The organism is Paeniroseomonas aquatica, from assembly GCF_030409335.1.
GTDB lineage: Bacteria > Pseudomonadota > Alphaproteobacteria > Acetobacterales > Acetobacteraceae > Belnapia > Belnapia aquatica.
The window spans coordinates 60,391-77,704 of record NZ_JAUFPN010000069.1 but is presented as its reverse complement, the minus strand read 5'-3'; the positions used below and the strand labels follow the sequence as shown (position 1 = coordinate 77,704).

16 protein-coding genes are annotated in these 17,314 nt (G+C 72.1%); 1 reads left to right on the top strand and 15 read right to left on the bottom strand.

Going from position 1 to position 17,314, the window contains the following annotated elements; all coding sequences use genetic code 11:
* Positions 1–42 precede the first annotated feature (42 nt).
* The 10 genes from QWZ14_RS07695 to dusB form a co-directional block, all read right to left on the bottom strand.
* The gene (locus tag QWZ14_RS07695; protein ID WP_290316039.1) at positions 43–876 is read right to left on the bottom strand and encodes an inositol monophosphatase family protein; all 834 of its coding nucleotides are present in this window, start codon (positions 874–876) and stop codon (positions 43–45) included.
* Complete coding sequence (gene hflX, locus QWZ14_RS07690) at positions 873–2,219, bottom strand: GTPase HflX (RefSeq protein WP_290316069.1); 1,347 nt, start codon at positions 2,217–2,219, stop codon at positions 873–875. The genes QWZ14_RS07695 and hflX overlap by 4 nt, the downstream gene beginning before the upstream one ends.
* 7 nt (positions 2,220–2,226) lie before the next feature.
* Entirely contained in the window at positions 2,227–2,553 is a 327-nt protein-coding gene (gene hfq / locus QWZ14_RS07685; RefSeq protein ID WP_290316038.1) for an RNA chaperone Hfq, read from the bottom strand.
* Positions 2,554–2,712: 159 nt separating this feature from the next.
* Positions 2,713–3,366 (bottom strand): HAD family hydrolase, encoded by a 654-nt coding sequence (locus QWZ14_RS07680; protein ID WP_290316037.1) that lies wholly within the window; start codon positions 3,364–3,366, stop codon positions 2,713–2,715.
* On the bottom strand, positions 3,363–4,235 hold the full coding sequence (locus QWZ14_RS07675) for a D-amino-acid transaminase (protein WP_290316036.1): 873 nt from the start codon (positions 4,233–4,235) through the stop codon (positions 3,363–3,365). Before QWZ14_RS07675 ends, QWZ14_RS07680 begins: the two co-directional genes overlap by 4 nt.
* A 32-nt stretch (positions 4,236–4,267) precedes the next feature.
* On the bottom strand, positions 4,268–5,677 hold the full coding sequence (gene ntrX / locus QWZ14_RS07670) for a nitrogen assimilation response regulator NtrX (RefSeq protein WP_290316035.1): 1,410 nt from the start codon (positions 5,675–5,677) through the stop codon (positions 4,268–4,270).
* On the bottom strand, positions 5,667–8,129 hold the full coding sequence (locus QWZ14_RS07665; protein WP_408903648.1) for a sensor histidine kinase NtrY-like: 2,463 nt from the start codon (positions 8,127–8,129) through the stop codon (positions 5,667–5,669). Before QWZ14_RS07665 ends, ntrX begins: the two co-directional genes overlap by 11 nt.
* Entirely contained in the window at positions 8,129–9,568 is a 1,440-nt protein-coding gene (gene ntrC / locus QWZ14_RS07660) for a nitrogen regulation protein NR(I) (RefSeq protein ID WP_290316034.1), read from the bottom strand. The genes QWZ14_RS07665 and ntrC overlap by 1 nt, the downstream gene beginning before the upstream one ends.
* Complete coding sequence (locus QWZ14_RS07655; RefSeq protein WP_290316033.1) at positions 9,565–10,728, bottom strand: two-component system sensor histidine kinase NtrB; 1,164 nt, start codon at positions 10,726–10,728, stop codon at positions 9,565–9,567. Before QWZ14_RS07655 ends, ntrC begins: the two co-directional genes overlap by 4 nt.
* Positions 10,725–11,765: a tRNA dihydrouridine synthase DusB gene (dusB, locus tag QWZ14_RS07650; RefSeq protein ID WP_290316032.1), complete on the bottom strand. Its 1,041-nt coding sequence runs from the start codon at positions 11,763–11,765 to the stop codon at positions 10,725–10,727. Before dusB ends, QWZ14_RS07655 begins: the two co-directional genes overlap by 4 nt.
* A 203-nt stretch (positions 11,766–11,968) precedes the next feature.
* On the opposite strand from dusB, the gene QWZ14_RS07645 reads away from it, so the two are divergent.
* Positions 11,969–13,126, top strand: a complete 1,158-nt coding sequence (locus QWZ14_RS07645) for a bifunctional 2-C-methyl-D-erythritol 4-phosphate cytidylyltransferase/2-C-methyl-D-erythritol 2,4-cyclodiphosphate synthase (protein ID WP_290316030.1) — start codon at positions 11,969–11,971, stop codon at positions 13,124–13,126.
* A 222-nt stretch (positions 13,127–13,348) separates the two neighbouring features.
* On the opposite strand, the gene QWZ14_RS07640 is transcribed toward QWZ14_RS07645, so the two are convergent.
* The 5 genes from QWZ14_RS07640 to QWZ14_RS07620 form a co-directional block, all read right to left on the bottom strand.
* Positions 13,349–13,558, bottom strand: a complete 210-nt coding sequence (locus tag QWZ14_RS07640) for a hypothetical protein (protein WP_290316029.1) — start codon at positions 13,556–13,558, stop codon at positions 13,349–13,351.
* Between the two features lie 49 nt (positions 13,559–13,607).
* Entirely contained in the window at positions 13,608–14,714 is a 1,107-nt protein-coding gene (gene opgC, locus QWZ14_RS07635; RefSeq protein WP_290316028.1) for an OpgC domain-containing protein, read from the bottom strand.
* A gap of 11 nt (positions 14,715–14,725) precedes the next feature.
* Positions 14,726–15,178 carry a hypothetical protein gene (locus QWZ14_RS07630; protein WP_290316027.1) on the bottom strand — a complete coding sequence of 151 codons (453 nt, stop codon included), beginning with the start codon at positions 15,176–15,178 and terminating at the stop codon, positions 14,726–14,728.
* Positions 15,179–15,212: 34 nt separating this feature from the next.
* The gene (locus tag QWZ14_RS07625; protein WP_290316026.1) at positions 15,213–15,602 is read right to left on the bottom strand and encodes a hypothetical protein; all 390 of its coding nucleotides are present in this window, start codon (positions 15,600–15,602) and stop codon (positions 15,213–15,215) included.
* A 106-nt stretch (positions 15,603–15,708) separates the two neighbouring features.
* Complete coding sequence (locus tag QWZ14_RS07620; RefSeq protein ID WP_290316025.1) at positions 15,709–17,265, bottom strand: ABC transporter substrate-binding protein; 1,557 nt, start codon at positions 17,263–17,265, stop codon at positions 15,709–15,711.
* Between the last annotated feature and the right edge of the window lie 49 nt (positions 17,266–17,314).

Below are 17,314 nucleotides of genomic sequence, written 5' to 3'. Positions count from 1 at the left end.
GCGACTGCGCGGCGTCCCGGCCATCACCGCTCGCGATGACGGCTATTCGCCGAGGAGCGCCTCCCGCAGGGCCTCCCAGCTGTCCCGGTCGGGCGCCATGATCAGCCCGCCGCTGGTCAGGTGCGGCCCGTAGGCGCTGCCGTCGAAGCGGGCGGCATGGCCCCCGGCCTCGCGGTGCAGCAGCCAGCCCGGCGCATGGTCCCAGGGCATCAGCTTGTTGTAGAGCAGCGCATGGGCGTGCCCGCCGGCGACCATGCGGTATTCATGCGCGGCGCAGCGGAAGCCGACGCTGGCCGCCAGCCGCGGCAGCCGGGAAGTGACGCGCGAGCGCAGCGGCTCGGCCAGCCAGCTCCAGGAGACGGCGGCGACCATGCGGTTCACCGGCACCGGTGCCGCCACCCGGAGGTCGCGGCGGTGGCCGTCGGGCGCCTCGATCCAGGCCCCCTCCCCGCGCAGCGCCATGGCGGTGTCGTCGCCGAGCGGGTCGTGGATCCAGCTGGCCACGATCTCGCCCCGCACCATGGCGGCGGCCATGCAGCCGAACAGCGGCAGGCCGGCGGCGAAATTGGCGGTGCCGTCCACCGGGTCGACCACGAAGGAGAGCTCGGCGCCGGCCAGCTGCGTCAGCAGCGCGGGCTCGGCCGCGCAGGCCTCCTCCCCGACCACGACGCAGCCGGGGAAGCGGGCGAGCAGCCCGGCCGTGATCATCCGCTCGGCCGCCTCGTCGGCGTCGGTCACCAGGTCGAGCGGGCCGGATTTGGTCCGCACCGCCTCGGTCGTCAGTCGGCGGAAGCGGGGCAGGATCTCGGCCCGGGTGGCCGCGCGCAGCAGGGCGGCAACATCCGCCATGGCCGCCAGGTCGAAGCGCCGGCTCATGCCGGCGGCTGCTCGAACCGGGCCCGGTCGGTCGCGGAAAGCCTTACCGTCACCTGCACGTCATCCTCGGTATCGGCGCGTTCGATCACCTCGCCATGGCGGTACAGCCAGGCGAGGCGGGCGCCGTCCTGCGAGGGGATGGCGTAGCGCACGGTTTCCAGATTGGCCGAAAGCCGGGCATCCAGCGCGTCCAGCAAGGCCGGCAGCCCCTCCCCGGTCATGGCGGAGACGGCGATGGCGCTGTCGCCCTCGGCGGCGGCTCCCGGCACGGCGCCGACGCCGCCCAGCAGGTCGGCCTTGTTCAGTACCTCGACCACCCGGCGCTGCCAGCCCTCGTCGAGCGGGGCATGGGCACCTTCAGCCATCTCCTCAAGCACCTTCAGCACGTCGCTGCGCTGGGCCGCGGTATCCGGATGCGCCACGTCGCGGACATGCAGGATGATGTCGGCCGCGGCCACCTCCTCGAGCGTCGCCCGGAAGGCCTCGACCAGCTGGGTCGGCAGCTCCGAGATGAAGCCGACGGTATCCGACAGGATCGCCCGCCGCCCCGACGGCAGGCGGATGCCGCGCATGGTCGGGTCGAGCGTGGCGAAGAGCTGGTCCTGGGCATAGACGCCGGCGCCGGTCAGCGCGTTGAACAGGGTGGACTTGCCGGCATTGGTGTAGCCGACCAGGGCGATGACCGGGTAGGGCACCTTCTCCCGCTGCCGGCGGTGCAGGCCGCGGGTGCGCCGGACCTGGTCCAGCTCCTTCTTCAGCTTCACCATGCGGTCGGTGATGAGGCGGCGGTCGATCTCGATCTGCGACTCGCCGGGGCCGCCGAGGAAGCCGAAGCCGCCGCGCTGCCGCTCGAGGTGGGTCCAGGACCGCACCAGCCGGGTGCGCTGGTAGTCCAGGTGGGCCAGCTCGACCTGTAGCGCGCCCTCCTTGGTGCGGGCCCGCTCGCCGAAGATCTCGAGGATCAGCCCGGTGCGGTCGATGACCTTGCAGCGCCACTCGCGCTCGAGGTTGCGCTGCTGCACCGGCGTGAGCGCGGCGTCCACCACCACCACCGCGACCCGCTGGTCGTCGATCGCCTGCTTGGCCATCGCCACCTGGCCGTCGCCGAGGAAGGTGCTCGGCCGGCGTTCCCGCAGCGGCACGATCGCCTGATGGACGATGGTCACGCCGATGCTCGCGGCCAGCCCTACGGCTTCCGCAAGACGCGCCTCGGCAGCCCTGGGCGCGGCATCGAAGGCATGGCTGCCGGTGCCGCGGGGCTGCTTCTCATAGGGCAGGATGACAGCGGCCCGGGTGGGGCCGGTGTCGGAGCCGTCGCCGCGGTCGTTCGCAGGCGCCGGCAGCCCGGGGTCAGTCTCCGCCGACAGGGTTGACCTCACGGTTCATGGTCAGGGTGGTGCCCTCGCGGGCGACGGTGGCGGCCGGGGCGCCTTCGCGGGCGGCGGCGGTCGCATCGAAGAGCTGTATCGGCGCGCCCGGCATCACGGTGCTGATGGCGTGCTTGTAGACAAGCTGGGTATGACCGTCCCGACGCAGCAGGACGGAGAAATTATCAAACCAAGTGATAATTCCTTGGAGTTTGACACCATTCACGAGGAAAATCGTGACCGGAGTCTTGCTTTTGCGAACGTGGTTCAGGAATACATCCTGCACGTTCTGGGACTTCTCGGCTGCCACGGCACGGTCCTTCTTTTTGTTGGCATCCACCTTAAGGCAGTATACCGAAACGGGTTTGCCCCGCTGAAGACTGCACCATCCAATGTTGATGCGGGATTGGCAAGCGATGCCAGACCCTCGTGGAGGGCATGCCGGGCCGCCTTGCCACGGCCTCGGGCATTACCCCGCCGTTCCGCCGCGCAGGTAGGCAGTGAGCGCCATCGCATCCGGAAATGCAAATGCCGGCGCCGCCGCGGCGACCCCGCCGTCATGCGCCGCATCCCCCAGCAACACCGGGGTGCAGCCGGCATTGCGGGCCGCCTGCATGTCGAGCGCGGTGTCGCCGACATACCAGACCTCCGGCCCGGCGACCTGCCCGAGGGCCGGCAGGGCCAGGCGGAAGGGCGCCGGGTCCGGCTTGTCCATGGCGGCATCGCCGGCCCCGAGCAGGATGCGGAACTGCCCGGCCCAGCCGAGATGCGCCGCCTCCGCCCGCAGCAGCGGCCCCTGCTTGTTGCTGATCACCCCCTGCGGCAGCCCGGCCCCGGCGACCGCGGCGATCACCCCGGCCGCGCCGGGCATCGGGGTCAGCACCGCCAGGTGGCGGGCGCGGACCTCGGCGTAGAAGATGTCCCGGGCGGCCTCCCAGTCGCTGCCGAAGATCCCGGGAAAGCTCTCGCGCAGGGACCGGCGGACGTTGCCCTTCACCTCCGCCACGCTCCATTCCGGCAGGCCGAAGCGGGCGAAGGCGGCGTTGAGCCCGGCGGCGATGGCGAGCCAGCCATCGACCAGCGTGTTGTCCCAATCCCAAAGGATCGCCTTGGGCGGGGTCATGCGGCGTTCCCGAGGCTGCCCTTCACGTGGCGGGCAAAGATCTCGAACAACCGGCGCACGACCGGCCCGACCGTCCCATCCCCGACCGGCACGCCGTCCAGCGCCACGATCGGCTTCACGAAGGAGGTCGCCGAGGTCAGGAAGGCCTCCCGCGCCGCCCGGGCTTCCTCCAGGGTGAAGGGACGGTCCTCGAATTCCATGCCGGCCGCCTGCATCTCGGCCAGCAACGCCGCCCGGGTGCAGCCGGGCAGGATGACATGGTCGAGGTGGCGGGTGCGGATGACCCCCGCGGCATCGACGATCCAGAAGGTGGTCGCCGCCCCCTCGGTCACCAGGCCGGTCGCCGCGTCATACAGGATGGCCTCGGCCGCGCCCTGCTCGCGCGCCGCCTGCCGCGCCAGGCAGTTGGGCAGCAGGTTGATGGTCTTGATGTCCCGCCGCGCCCAGCGCTGGTCCGGCAGGGTGATGGCCTTGGCGCCCCAGCGGTCGACGCTGGCGGGATAGGGCGGGATGCGCTTGACCGTCACCACCAGCGCCGGCGGCACCGCGCCGGAGGGGAAGGCATGGTCCCGCCGCGCCACGCCGCGCGTGACCTGCATGTAGAGCAGCCCCTCGGAGACGCGGTTCCGCCGCGCCACCTCGGCCAGCACGTGGCGCAGGGCGGCGCGGGACATCGGCATCGGCAGCCGCATCTCGGCGAGCGAGCGTTCCAGCCGGGCCAGGTGAAGGTCCTCGTCGACGAAGCGGCCGGCATAGAGGTGCACCACCTCGTAGATGCCGTCGCCGAACTGGTAGCCGCGGTCCTCGATGTTCACTTCGGCCAGCCGCTGATCGACGTAGCGGCCGTTGACATAGGCGATGCGCGACATGAAGGACCCCGGTCTGCCGAGGCCCGAGCATGTCACAGCCCGGTGCTGACGGGCACCCGATCCTCGGCATGGACGCCGAGGAATTTCAGCTTCCGGTGCAGCGCGCTGCGCTCCATGCCGACGAAATTGGCGGTGCGGCTGATGTTGCCGCCGAAGCGCAGCAGCTGGGCCTCGAGGTACTGCTTCTCGAACAGCTCCCGCGCCTCGCGCAGCGGCAGGGTCATGATCTCCGAGCTGCGGTCCAGCTTCAGCATGGCCGGCGCCGCCGAGCCCACCTCGGGCGGCAGCATCTCCGCCCGGATCGGCTCCCGCGCCTCACCGGGGGCCATGATCAGCAGCCAGTCGATCAGGTTGCGCAGCTGCCGGACGTTGCCCGGCCAGTCATAGGCCTGCAGCGCCGCCATCGCATCCTCGGCCAGCTCCCGGGAAGGCATGCCCGAGGTCTCGCCGGAGCGCACCATGAAGTGCCGCGCCAGCGCCGGCACGTCCTCCCGCCGTTCGCGCAGGGCGGGGATCCGCAGCGGCACCACCGCGAGCCGGTAGTAGAGGTCCTCGCGGAACCGCCCGGCGGCGATCTCGGCCTGCAGGTCGCGGTTGGTGGTGGCGATCACCCGCACGTCCACCTTCACCCGCACCGCCCCGCCGATCCGCTCGAAGCCCTGTTCCTGCAGGGCGCGCACGATCTTGCCCTGGGTCTCGAGCGGCATGTCCGCCACCTCGTCGAGCAGCAGCGTGCCGCCATGGGCGCGCTCCAGCACGCCGGCCCGGCGCGGCGCCGCCAGGGCATCGGTGCCGGCTTCCAGCCCGAACAGCTCCTCCTCGAAGCGGGACGGATTCAGCGTGGCGCAGTTCAGCGCGACGAAGGGCCCGTCCGCCCGGCGGGAGCGGGCATGGATCATCCGTGCCGCCACTTCCTTGCCGGCACCGGCCGGGCCGGTGACCAGCACGCGGCTGCCGGTCGGCGCCACCCGGTCGATCGCCGCCCGCAGCTGGGCGATCCCGCTGGAGGTGCCGACCAGCTCCGATTCCGGCCCGGCCCGCAGCCGGAGCTCGGAATTCTCCCGCCGCAGCCGCGCCGCCTCCAGCGCCCGGGCCACCACCAGCAGCAGCCGGTCGGAGTTGAAGGGCTTCTCGATGAAGTCGTAGGCGCCCTGCTGGATGGCGCGCACCGCCGTCTCGATGGTGCCATGGCCCGAGATCATGACCACCGGCAGCTGCGGCTCCTCGCGGTGCAGCGCCGCCAGGATGCCGAGCCCGTCCAGCTTCGAATTCTGCAGCCAGATGTCGAGCACCACCATGGACGGCCGGCGCTGCTTGAAGGCCGCCAGCGCCTGATCGGAATTCGCGGCCTGCCGAGTCTCGTAGCCCTCGTCCGAGAGGATCCCCTCGATCAGGGCGCGGATATCCGGCTCATCATCCACGATCAGGATTTCATGCGCCATGCGCGCGCCTCATGCTGCCGTCCGGCCCAAAGTCGGGGGAAATGTCATTCGCTCCAGTCTCCGTGCCATTGGACCGGTCCGCCAGGCGGTCCGTCCCAGGGCGCCACGGCAGGGTCAGGACCGCCCGGGCACCACCACGCCCCGACGCTGCCTCCCGGGGTCGGTCCTCCAACCCCAGCCTGCCTCCGTGGTCCTCCATGATCTTCTTGACGATGGCAAGGCCGAGACCGGTGCCCTTCGGCTTGTGGGTCACATAGGGCTCCGCCAGCCGCTCCCGCTCATCGCCCTGTGGCAGGCCGATTCCATCATCCTCGATCGCGAGCGCCACCGCATCCTCCCCGGGTTCGATGCGCACGATGATGTGTCCGAGGCTCCCGGCCTGCCCCGGCTCCGACTCGCCGCCGCCCTCGCCGCCGTCCTCGGCCTGGGCGCGCATCGAGATCGCATCCGCGGCATTCATCAGGAGGTTGGTCAGCGCCTGTCCCAGCAACCGCCGGTCGCAGGGCACCACCGGCACCACGGCGGGCAGCTCGACCGTGTAGCGGATGGCCGGATGGGCGTCGCGCTGCAGCACGAGCGCCTCCCGCAGGACCTGGGACAGGTCCTCCGGGCGGATGACCGGCTGGGGCATCCGGGCGAAGGCGGAGAATTCATCCACCATCCGGCCGATGTCGCCGACCTGCCGGACGATCGTATCGGTGCATGCCACGAATGTTTCGGGATCGTTGGTGATCTGCTTGAGGTAGCGGCGCTTCAGCCGTTCCGCCGAGAGCTGGATGGGGGTCAGCGGATTCTTGATCTCATGCGCGATCCGCCGCGCCACATCGGCCCAGGCCGCCTTGCGCTGCGCCCCCAGCAGTTCGGTGATGTCGTCGAAGGTCAGCACGAAGCCGGCGATCTCGCCGCTGCCGGTGGCGCCCCGTTCCTGGCCATGCCGCTCCTCGCCGATCTGCGCCAGCAGGATACGCCGGTTGCTCGGCGGGCCGATGCGGATTTCGGCGGTGCGGGTGCGGTCGCCATGGCCGTGGTCGCCGCCGGGCAGCTCCCGGCCGCCCTCCGCCGCCGGGGTGGCCCCGGGGTCCAGCAGCACGGCGAATTCCGGCACCACCTCGGCCAAGCGCTGGCCGATGGCGGCATCGAGGTCGAGGCCGAGCAGCTCGCTCGCCCGCCGGTTGGGCAGGTTGATGCGGCCATCGGTCTCGAGCCCGACCACCCCGGCCGAGACCCCGGCCAGGACGGTCTCGGTGAAGCGGCGGCGGTCGTCGATCTGCCGGTAGGCCTGCAGCAGCTCCGCCCGCTGCGCCGCCAGCTGGTTGGTCATGCGGTTGAAGGCCCGGGCCAGGCTGGCGACCTCCTCGTCGGCCGCGCCCTCCTCGACCCGGGTCGAGAGGTCGCCGCCCCGCACCCGCTCGGCGGCGACGATCAGCCGGCCGATCGGCCGCGCCAGCTGGTTGGCCAGCACCAGCCCGATCAGCACCGCCGCCAGCAGCACCAGCAGCGCCGCGATGGCGAAGATCATCACGAAGGTGACCTGCAGGCCCGAGCGGTTCTGGTCGAGCTCGACGTATTCCGCGACCGCCTGCTCGACCGAGCGCTGGTGCATCAGCACGGTGGTATCGAGCGGCCGGCCGATCAGCAGCATCCAGCCCTCGCCGAAGTCGAGCGCGACCACCGCACGGACCCGGTCGTCCGCCGGCAGCACCGCCACCTCGCCGAGCCGGGCGGTCGAGATGGCATCCTCCGGCGGCGGGTCGAGGGTGAAGCTGGTGGTGTAGCCGGCATGGGCGATGACCTGCTGGGTCGCCGGGTCGAAGACCACCGCCTCGGTCAGGTTGCGCAGCGCGGTATGGGTGGCGAGGACGCGCGCGAAGGCGAGGCCGTTGTCCGGCAGCAGGACGCGCGCGCGGGAGAGGTCGGCGGCCATGGCGAGCGCATCGCCCCGGATGGTGTTGCGGTGCTCCTCGAGGTAGCCGCGGCTGGCCTGCAGGCTGGCCTCCAGGGTGCCGCGGACCCGGTCGCTGAACCAGGTCTCGATGCCGAGGTTGAAGAACAGCGCGGCGAAGGCGGCGACCAGCATGGCCGGCACCACCGCCACCACGCCGAACAGCAGCACCAGCCGGACATGCAGCCGCGAGCCGGCCGAGCCGCGCCGGCGCTCCGCCCAGACCCGCACCAGCCGCCCGGCGAGCGAGGCCAGCAGCAGCAGCAGCACCGCCAGGTTCACCAGCACCATGCCGACGATGACGCCGGGCCGGGTCGGGCCGAAGGGGCTGCCGTCCGAGAGGACCGAGAAGGTGGCGATGCCCAGCAGCAGGGCGCCGACCGCCAGGCCGAGGGTCATCCCGCGCCCGAGCAGCCGGTCGGCGATGCGGCGCGGCAGCCCGCGCCGTTCCGGTTCCGCCCCGCCCCCGGCCGGGCCGGGAGCCGCAGGCTTGAAGGGGCGGGCCGGCATCAGCCGAGCCCGCGCACCACCGGCAGGTCCAGCTCCCGGATCTTCTTGCGCAGGGTGTTGCGGTTCAGCCCGAGCATGGCCGCGGCCTTGATCTGGTTGCCGCGGGTCGCCCCCAGCACCAGCCGCAGCAGCGGCCGCTCCACCTCGGCGAGCACCCGGTCGTAGAGGTCGCGCACCGGCATGCCGTCCTTGTGGGCGGCGACGAAGGCCTTGAGGTGCCGCTCGACCGCCTGCTCCAGCGTCTCCGGCCCGCGGGTGCCGGCCTCGGACGGCGGCTCGGCCTCCGACAGTTCGGCGCCGATCGCCTCGGCATCGATGGTCTCCTGGGCATAGAGCGCGGCCAGCCGCCGCATCAGGTTCTCCAGCTCGCGGGCATTGCCCGGCCAGGAATGCTGCTTGAGCCGGTCCAGCGATTCCGGGCTGAGCTGCTTGGAGGGCAGGCCGGAGGCCTTGGCGCGGTCGAGGAAGTGACGCGCCAGCAGCGGGATGTCCTCCAGCCGCTCCCGCAGGGGGGGCAGCCGGATCGGCACCACGTTCAGCCGGTAGAAGAGGTCCTCGCGGAACAACCCCTGCCGGATGGACTGCCGCAGGTCGCGGTGGGTCGCGGCGACGATGCGGACATTGGCCTTGATCGGGTTGCGGCCGCCGACGGTGGTGAACTCGCCCTCCTGCAGCACCCGCAGCAGCCGGGTCTGCGCCTCCGGCGGCATGTCGCCGATCTCGTCGAGGAACAGGGTGCCGCCGGCGGCCTGCTCGAAGCGGCCGATGCCGCGGTTGAGCGCGCCGGTGAAGGCGCCGCGCTCATGGCCGAAGAGCTCGCTCTCGATCAGCTCGCGCGGGATGGCCGCCATGTTGATGGCGACGAAGGGGCCGCCCCGCCGGCGGCCGTAGTCGTGCAGGGCGCGGGCCACCAGCTCCTTGCCGGTGCCGCTCTCGCCGGTGATCATCACCGTCAGGTCGGTGGTCGTGAGCCGGGCGACGGTGCGGTAGATCTCCTGCATCGCCTGGCTGCGGCCGACCAGCGGCAGCTTCTCCTCGGGCTCCGCGTCCTCGGCCGGGGCGGGCGCCTGGGGGGCGGCCAGCGCCCGCTCCACCACCGCCAGCAGCTCCTTCAGGTCGAAGGGCTTGGGCAGGTACTCGAAGGCGCCGCGCTGGGCCGCCTTCAGCGCCGTCATGAAGGTCGACTGCGCCGACATCACCACCACCCGCAGGTCGGGGCGGATGCGCTTGATCCGGGGGACCAGGTCGAGGCCGTTCTCGTCCGGCATGACCACGTCGGTGATGACGAGGTCGCCCTCCCCGTCCTCGACCCAGCGCCAGAGGGTGGAGGCCGAGGAGGTGGCGCGCACCTGATAGCCCGAACGGCCCAGCGCCTGGCTGAGCACGGTGCGGATGGCCCGGTCGTCGTCGGCGATCAGGATGGTGCGGCTGTCGTTCATGAAGGGTCCTTGAGGCGCGGCCCGGCGCTCTCGCGCTGGCCTGCCGGCGGCATCGCCAGCGAGAGGCGGAAGATGGTCCGGCCGGGCCGGCTGTCGCATTCGATCAGGCCGCCCTGGTCGGCGACGAGCTTGGCCACCAGCGCCAGGCCCAGCCCCTGCCCGCCCCGCTTGGTGGTGACGAAGGGCTCGAACAGCGTGGCCCGGACCGGCTCCGGAATGCCGGGGCCGTTGTCCCGGACGATGACCTGCAGCGGCACGTGCACCCGCTCGTTGCTGCCGGGCACGGCGATGCGGACGCCGTGGTGGTAGGCGGTGGCGAGGACGATCTCGCCGCCCATGGGCTCGACCGCCTCGGCGGCATTCTTCACCAGGTTCAGCAGCAGCTGCACCAGCAGGTCGCGGTTGCCCCAGACCAGCGGCAGCGAGGGGTCGTATTCCTCGACGATCCGCAGGTGCGCGGCGAAGCCAGTCTGGGCGACGCGGCGGACGTGGTCCAGCACCTGGTGGATGTTCACCGGCCCGAGCTCGACCGGGCGGTCCGAGAACATGTCCATCCGGTCGACCAGGTTGCGGATGCGGTCGGCCTCGTCCTGGATCAGCACGCAGAGCTCGCGGTCGGGCTCGCTGGCGTTCTGCTCCAGCAGCTGGGCGGCGCCGCGGATGCCCGAGAGCGGGTTCTTCACCTCATGCGCCAGCATCTCCGCCATGGCCGAGGCGCCGCGCGCCGCGCCGAGGAAGTTGAGCTGGCGGTTCATCATCTGCGCGGTCGAGCCGTCCTGCAGCGTCAGCACCACCGCGCCCGGCATCTCGGTCAGCGGCGCGCCGTGGGCGGCGACGCCGCGGCGCTTCAGCCGCGGGCTGTCGAGCAGCAGGTCGTGGTCGGAGACCGGGGCCTCGTGCTGGCGGACCTGGGCGAGCAGGGCGAACAGCCGGCTGTCCGGCGGCAGCAGGTCGCCGAGCCGCATGGCCGCCAGGGTGCCGAAGGAGAGCTGGAAGAACAGCTCCGCCGCCTGGTTGGCGTAGCGGAAGCGGTCCTCGGCATCGAGCACCACCGCCGGCATCGGCAGGGCGCCGAGGATCGCGGCGGCATCCGGCAGCGGCGCCGGCAGCGGGCGCGCCGCCTCCGGCCGCCGCGGCCGGGCGGCGAGGACGCCGCTCATGCCGCGATCCTTTCCTGCCCGAGGGCGTGGAAGCGGGCGCGGGCGGCCTCCAGCCCGAGGTCGAGCAGCGGCCGGTAGAAGGCATCGATCCGGGCGGCCACCTCGGCCGCGGTATCGACCTGGTTGATGCCGGAGCGGAACTCCGCCGAACCCGGCAGGCCCTTGGAATACCAGGCGATATGCTTCCGCGCGAGGCGGACGCCGGTCTGGGTCCCGTGGTGCGACAGCATGTCGGCGTAATGCTCCAGCAGGATCGCCAGCTGCTCCGCGAGGCTCGGCTCGGCCGGCTCCCGGCCGGTGGCCAGGTACTCGGCGACCTGGCGGGGGAACCAGGGGCGGCCGTAGCAGCCGCGGCCGATCATCACCCCGTCGGCGCCGGAGAGGCGCAGCGCCTCGGCGGCATGCTGCGGGGTGAGGATGTCGCCGTTCACCAGCACCGGGATGCCGACGGCCTGCTTGACCAGCCGGACGAAGCCCCAGTCGGCGGTGCCGGTATAGAGCATCTGCCGGGTGCGGCCGTGGACGGTCACCAGCCGGATCCCGCACTCCTCGGCGATTCGGGCCAGCTTCGGCGCGTTGAGCGAGGCATGGTCCCAGCCCATGCGCATCTTCAGGGTGACCGGGACGGACACCGCCTTCACCACCGCCTCGAGGATGGCGGCGGCGCGGGTCTCGTCGCGCATCAGGGCGCTGCCGGCCTGCTGGCCGAGCGCCACCTTCTTCACCGGGCAGCCGAAATTGATGTCGATGATGGCGGCGCCGCGGTCGGCGGCGAGGCGGGCGGCCTCGGCCATCACCGCCGGGTCGCAGCCCGCGAGCTGCACCGCGGAGGGGGCGCCGAAGCCGTCGACCTCGGCCATCTTCAGGGTCTGGCGGTTCTCCCGGACCATGGCCTGGGAGGCGATCATCTCGCTCACCACCATGCCGGTGCCGAGGCGGCGCGCCAGGCGGCGGAAGGGCAGGTCGCTCACCCCGGACATGGGCGCGAGGTAGACCGGGACGGCGATGTGGACGCCGCCGACCAAGATCGGTGGCAATCCGCACGGATCAAGGGCAGCCTTGGCCACTGGGGCCTGGGGGGCGGGCAGGTCGATGCTCATGATTTGGGCAAACTACGGGAAGTCGGGCGCCTGGGCAACGCGCCACCGACAGAATCACGAGAGGCGTCCCAAATTGATGCACCGCGCCGCCGGGGTGCCGGGGATTCCGCGCGGGCGGCATCTGGGCTAGCCTGCCGGCGATGAACATCGCCGCACTCCTGATGGCCGCCGGCAGCGGCTCGCGCTTCGGCGCGGCCCAGCCGAAGCAATACCTGCCCCTGCTGGGGCGTCCCGTCATCCGCCACGCCGCCGAGGCCCTGTTGGCCGGCGGCCAGGTGACCCGGGTGCTGCCGGTCTGCGCCGCCGGCGAGGAGGCGCGGGTCGCCGGGCTACTGGCCGGCCTGCCCGGGGTGCTGCCGCCGGTGGTGGGCGGCGCCACCCGGCAGGCCAGCGTCCGGGCCGGGCTCGAGGCGCTGGCGGGGCAGGATCCCGCGCCGGCCGCGGTGCTGGTGCACGACGCGGCGCGGCCGGTGGTGCCGGAGGGGACCATCCCGGCGCTGCTGGCGGCGCTGGAGCAGGCGGAGGCCGCCATCCCGGCCCAGCCGGTGGCCGATACGCTGAAGCGGGCCGCGGCCGGCACCGTCCTGGAGACGGTGCCGCGCGCCGGGCTCCACCGCGCCCAGACCCCCCAGGCCTTCCGCTTCGCCGCCCTGCTGGCGGCGCACCGGGCGGCCACGGCCGAGGCGACGGATGACGCGCAACTCATGGAACTCGCGGGCGCGGCGGTGCGGCTGGTCGCGGGATCGGAGACCAACGTGAAGATCACCTTCCCCGAGGACCTGGACCGGGTGGCGGCGCAGATGGGGCAGCGGCCGCTGCTGCCCCGGGTCGGCACCGGCTTCGACGTGCACCGGACCGAGGCCGGGCGGCCGATGGTGCTTTGCGGCGTGGTGGTGCCCTGCGACTTCGGGCTGGAGGGGCACTCGGATGCCGATGTCGGCATCCATGCGCTCTGCGACGCGATCTACGGGGCGCTGGCGGAGGGCGACATCGGCCGTTGGTTCCCGCCGAGCGAGATGCAGTGGAAGGGCGCCGACAGCGCGCAATTCCTGGTCCATGCGGCGGGCCGGGTGGCAGCGCGGGGCGGCCTCATCGCCAATGCCGACGTCACCCTGATGTGCGAGCGGCCGAAGGTCGGCCCGCACCGGGAAGCGATGCAGGCGCGGCTCGCCGCCCTGATGGGGGTGGAGCCGGGCCGGGTCGGGGTGAAGGCGACGACGACCGAGCGGCTGGGCTTCACCGGCCGGGGCGAGGGCATCGCGGCGCAGGCCGCGGTCATGCTGCTGCTGCCGGCCTGAAGGCCCGCTCGGTTTCCCTCAATTCGGCTCAATTCCGCTCAATTCGGCTCAAATTTCGTGAGTCCGGCGAGGAAGGTCGGCCCGCAACCCCTTGACCTCGCAGCTTTTCATCCGGCGAGAGTTGAGGAAGTGAGGACTAAAGCGAAAGCCCCGCCGCCGCCGGCCGCACGGGGCCGGTTGATGCCCATATCATAACACAAGCGATCCGAGCGGGGCAACCGCCTACCGGTTGGCCGCCTTGTTGGTGCCCACGTTCTCGTGCCACTCGATCGGCATGCCGTCCCAGCTCGCCAGCTGCTTGCCGGGCCATTTCCGTCGGAGATAGACGATGAAGCCGTCGGCGGTGGCCTCGACATGGCCGGTCTTGCCGTCGGTGAGGCGGAGGTGCTGGGCGAGCGCCGCAGCCTGGTCCTGCATGTAGGTATCGGTCATGGCCCAGTCTCGCATGATTCGGCGGCAAGGCCAGCGGCCCGCTGCCGGGCTATCGCGGCACGGCCGCAGGCTTCGCCCGCCGCCGTTCGGCGACCGCGGCCAGCGCCATCAGCCCCAGCGACCCGGCGGCGACCAGCGGCAGGTCGAGCCAGGGCGCCGCCGCGGGGAAGGCGCGGAACAGCGCGGCGACGGCATAGGAGAAGAACAGCCCGACGCAGAAGACGTTGAGGCTGTTGCGCCCGGTGGCGGCCAGCGCCGGCAGCAGCCGCCCCGGCAGCGCCATCGCCCGCGGCGGCACCAGCGCCACCACGACATAGGCCAGGGCCAGGGCATGCAGCACCCGCGGCAGGGCGAGATCCTGCTTGCCCATGATGGCCTGCAGGTCGAGCGCCGGCCCGGCGACCAGCCCGTGCCCGACCAGGCGGACCCAAAGCCCCAGCCCCAGCACCGCCGCGGCGGCGGCCAGCAGCGCCGGATGGCGGCCGATGGCGCGGCCCCGGAGCAGCGCCCGCCGGCCGAACCAGACCCCCAGCACGAACAGGATCTGCCAGGCCAGCGGATTGAACTCCACCTCCGTGCCGCCGAGCCCGGGCAGGTGCCAGCCGCGCAGCTGCACCGCGGCATAGAGCGCGGCGGCCGGCAGCATGGCCCAGGCGCCGAGCCGGTCCATGCCGCGGATCAGCAGCGGCAGGGCCAGCATGCACCAGATGAAGACCGGCAATATGCCCATGTAGGCCGGCTGGTAGAGCAGCGTGGCGGCGGCCGGCAGCGCCAGCCAGGGCTCGGTCAGCAGCCAGGACCAGCCCATGGCGGCGGCCTGCCCCGGGGTGCGCAGCGCCATCTCGGTGGCGATCACCAGGGCGCCGAAGCCGCAGAAGACGATCAGATGCGTCATCTGCAGCCGGGCGATGCGCGGCAGCAGGTCCCGCAGCGCCGCGGCGAAGCCGCCGCGGTCCTGCTTCAGCACGAAGAGCGAGCCGAGGGCGAAGCCCGAGAGGAACAGGAACTGCTCCGAGCTGTCGGAGAAGCCCCAGGCCGCCGAGATCAGCCAGGCGCCGATGAAGGAGCCATGCGCATGGGAGGCGAAGATCTGCAGCTGCAGCCAGCCCCGGAGCAGGTCGAGCCTGGTGTCCCGGGGCGGGCGCTGCAGCGGCATCGGGGCTCTCCTCAGGCGGCGGTCGGCCGGGGCAGCACCCCGGCGCGGGCGAGCAGGGCCCGGGCCTCCTCCCGCCTCAGGACCAGGATCAGCGCCGCCATGGCCCAGGTGAAGCAGGCTTCCTTGAACAGCCCGCCGCCGTCGCCGTAGGGATCGATGCCGATCGGGCCGATGGTGTGGAAGAAGATCGCCCCGCTCATGAGCCCGAACGCCAGCGCGGCGCCGGGGATGCGGGTGCGGGGGATCAGCACCAGGACCGCGGCGATGATCTCGAGGATGGCGACGCCGAGCCGGATCGGCTTCTCCTGCGCCGGGATGCCGAACCAATTCGCCAGGGGCTGGAAGACCCCGTCGATGGAGCCCTGGTTGCCGGTGAGCTTGTACTGCTCGTACCAGAGGAATTCATAGGCGATCCAGATCGCGGCGGCCCAGACGGCCAGCCCCGACAGACGATCCCGTGCCATGGCGGCTGCTCCTTCCGGGCCGGTCGCGGCGGCGTCAGCGACGGTCGTACTGGACTTCGATCATGCCGCCGGTGCCGACCGTCAGCCGCGGCACGGCCCCGTCGTTGCCGACGCGCATGCTCGGCGCCGCGGTGTCGTAGACGACCTCGAGCATGCCGTTGACGTTCTCGAGCCGCACCACGCGCTGCGACTGCGGCAGGCCCGGCGCCATGTCGTAGACCAGCGTGACCGAGGCATCGTCGTTGATCATCACCATGCGGACGCTGCGTTCGCCGGCGATGGGACCGAGCGGCATGCGCTGCCCGGGCTGCATCGGCGCGCCCGGCTGGATGGCCGTCGCGGCGGCCGTCTGGGCCTCGGCCGCCGGGGCCGCGGCGAAGGTCGACAGGGCAAGGGCGGCGGCGAGGGCGATGCGGCGGATCATGATGCTGTCTCCATCCAGGGGGTACGCGGGATGGTTCGCCGAGGCCGGCCGCATGGTTACGCGGCCATGCCTCGGGGTCCCTTCCCTGCCCCGGTCGGCGCAGCCGCTACTTCTCCACGTTCCAGAACATCGGGAAGCTCGACTGCGGCAGCCCGCGCAGCGTGCTGCGGTAGGCGGCGGGGATGGTGAACTGGCCCCAGCTCACCGCCGGCGTCAGCCCATAGGCGATCGCCTGGATCTCGTCGGCGAGCCGCTTCCGCCCGGCGAGGTCCGGGGCCCGGGCGAAGGCGGCCAGCAGCGGCGGGATGCGCGGATCGCAGCTCCAGCCGGGATAGTCGGCGCAGGTATTGGCGACGTAGAAATGCGTCAGCGGCGAGATCATGTCGATGCCGTTGGCATAGACCGAGAACAGGCTCCAGCCCTCCTTGCGGGCGCGGCGGGCGAGCACGGTGCCCCAGTCCATCACCTGCTGGTCGACGGTGAAGCCGGCCTGCTTCAGGTTCTGCGCCAGCACCATCGAGGCGGTCTGGCTGATGCTGCCCTGGACCTCCAGCATCACCACCGGCTGGCCGGCATAGGAGGTCGCGGCCAGCGCCGCCTTGGCTTTGTCCACGGAGAAGTCGAGGGCCTCGGCGCCGGCGGTGCTCTCGTAGGGGCTGTCGCACATCCAGAAGCTGCCGCAGCGCCCCGCCGCGTAGCGCGGCGGCACGCCGATCGCCTGGGTCACCGCCGGCTGGTCCACGAGATGCCAGAGCACCTGGCGGATCTTCGGGTCGTCGAAGGGCGGCGCCAGGTGGTTCAGGCGGAAATTGCCCTGGAACATGTGCAGCCCGCCGAGGCCCATCAGGGTGATGCCCCGGGCGCGTTCCAGCATCGGCAGCAGGTCGAAGGGGACGTATTGCTGGTAGTCGATCTCGCCGGCCATCAGCGCGGTGGAGGCGGTCGCCTGGTCCGGCATGACCCGCAGGCTGAGCTGGTCGATCTTCACCCGCTTGCCGCCGGCCATGAAATCGGCCGGCTCGGGGCGCGGCGCGTAGCCGGCGAATTTCTCCAGCACCATGCTGTTGCCGGGGCGCCAGAGATCGGCGCGGAAGGCGAAGGGGCCGCTGCCGATGACCTCGGTGAGGCGGGTATCGCCCGGCGTGCGGGCCAGGCGTTCCGGCAGGATGAAGGGCACCGGCGCATTCGGCTTGCCGAGGACCTCGAGCACCAGCGGGAAGGGCTCGCGCAGGCGCAGCACCAGGGTGCGCGCATCGGCGGCCTCGAACGCCGCCCCGGCGGCGAGCAGCAGCCGGCCCATGGCATCGCGCGGCGCCCAGCGCTGGAGCGAGAGGGCGCAGTCGCGGGCAGTGACGGCGGCGCCGTCGTGGAACAGCAGCCCCGGCCGCAGGGTGAAGCGCCAGAGCAGCCCGTCCTCGGCGCTGCTGAAGGTCTCGACCATCTGCGGCCGGATGGCGCCGGCGCTGTCCATGGCGAAGAGCGTGTCGAAGACATGGGTGCCGAAGCTGCGGGTGATGGCGGCGGTGGTGAAATAGGGATCGAGGATCACCGCCTCGGATTCCAGCACCGCATTCACCACCGTCGCCGCCCGGGCGGAGCGGCTCAGCGCCGGCGCCGCCAGGGCTCCGGCCAGCAGGATGGTGCGCCTCGTTGTCGGCGGCATGGCTTCTCTCCCCGGTGGACCGGGGCGAGCTTAGGCACGCCTCCGCCGT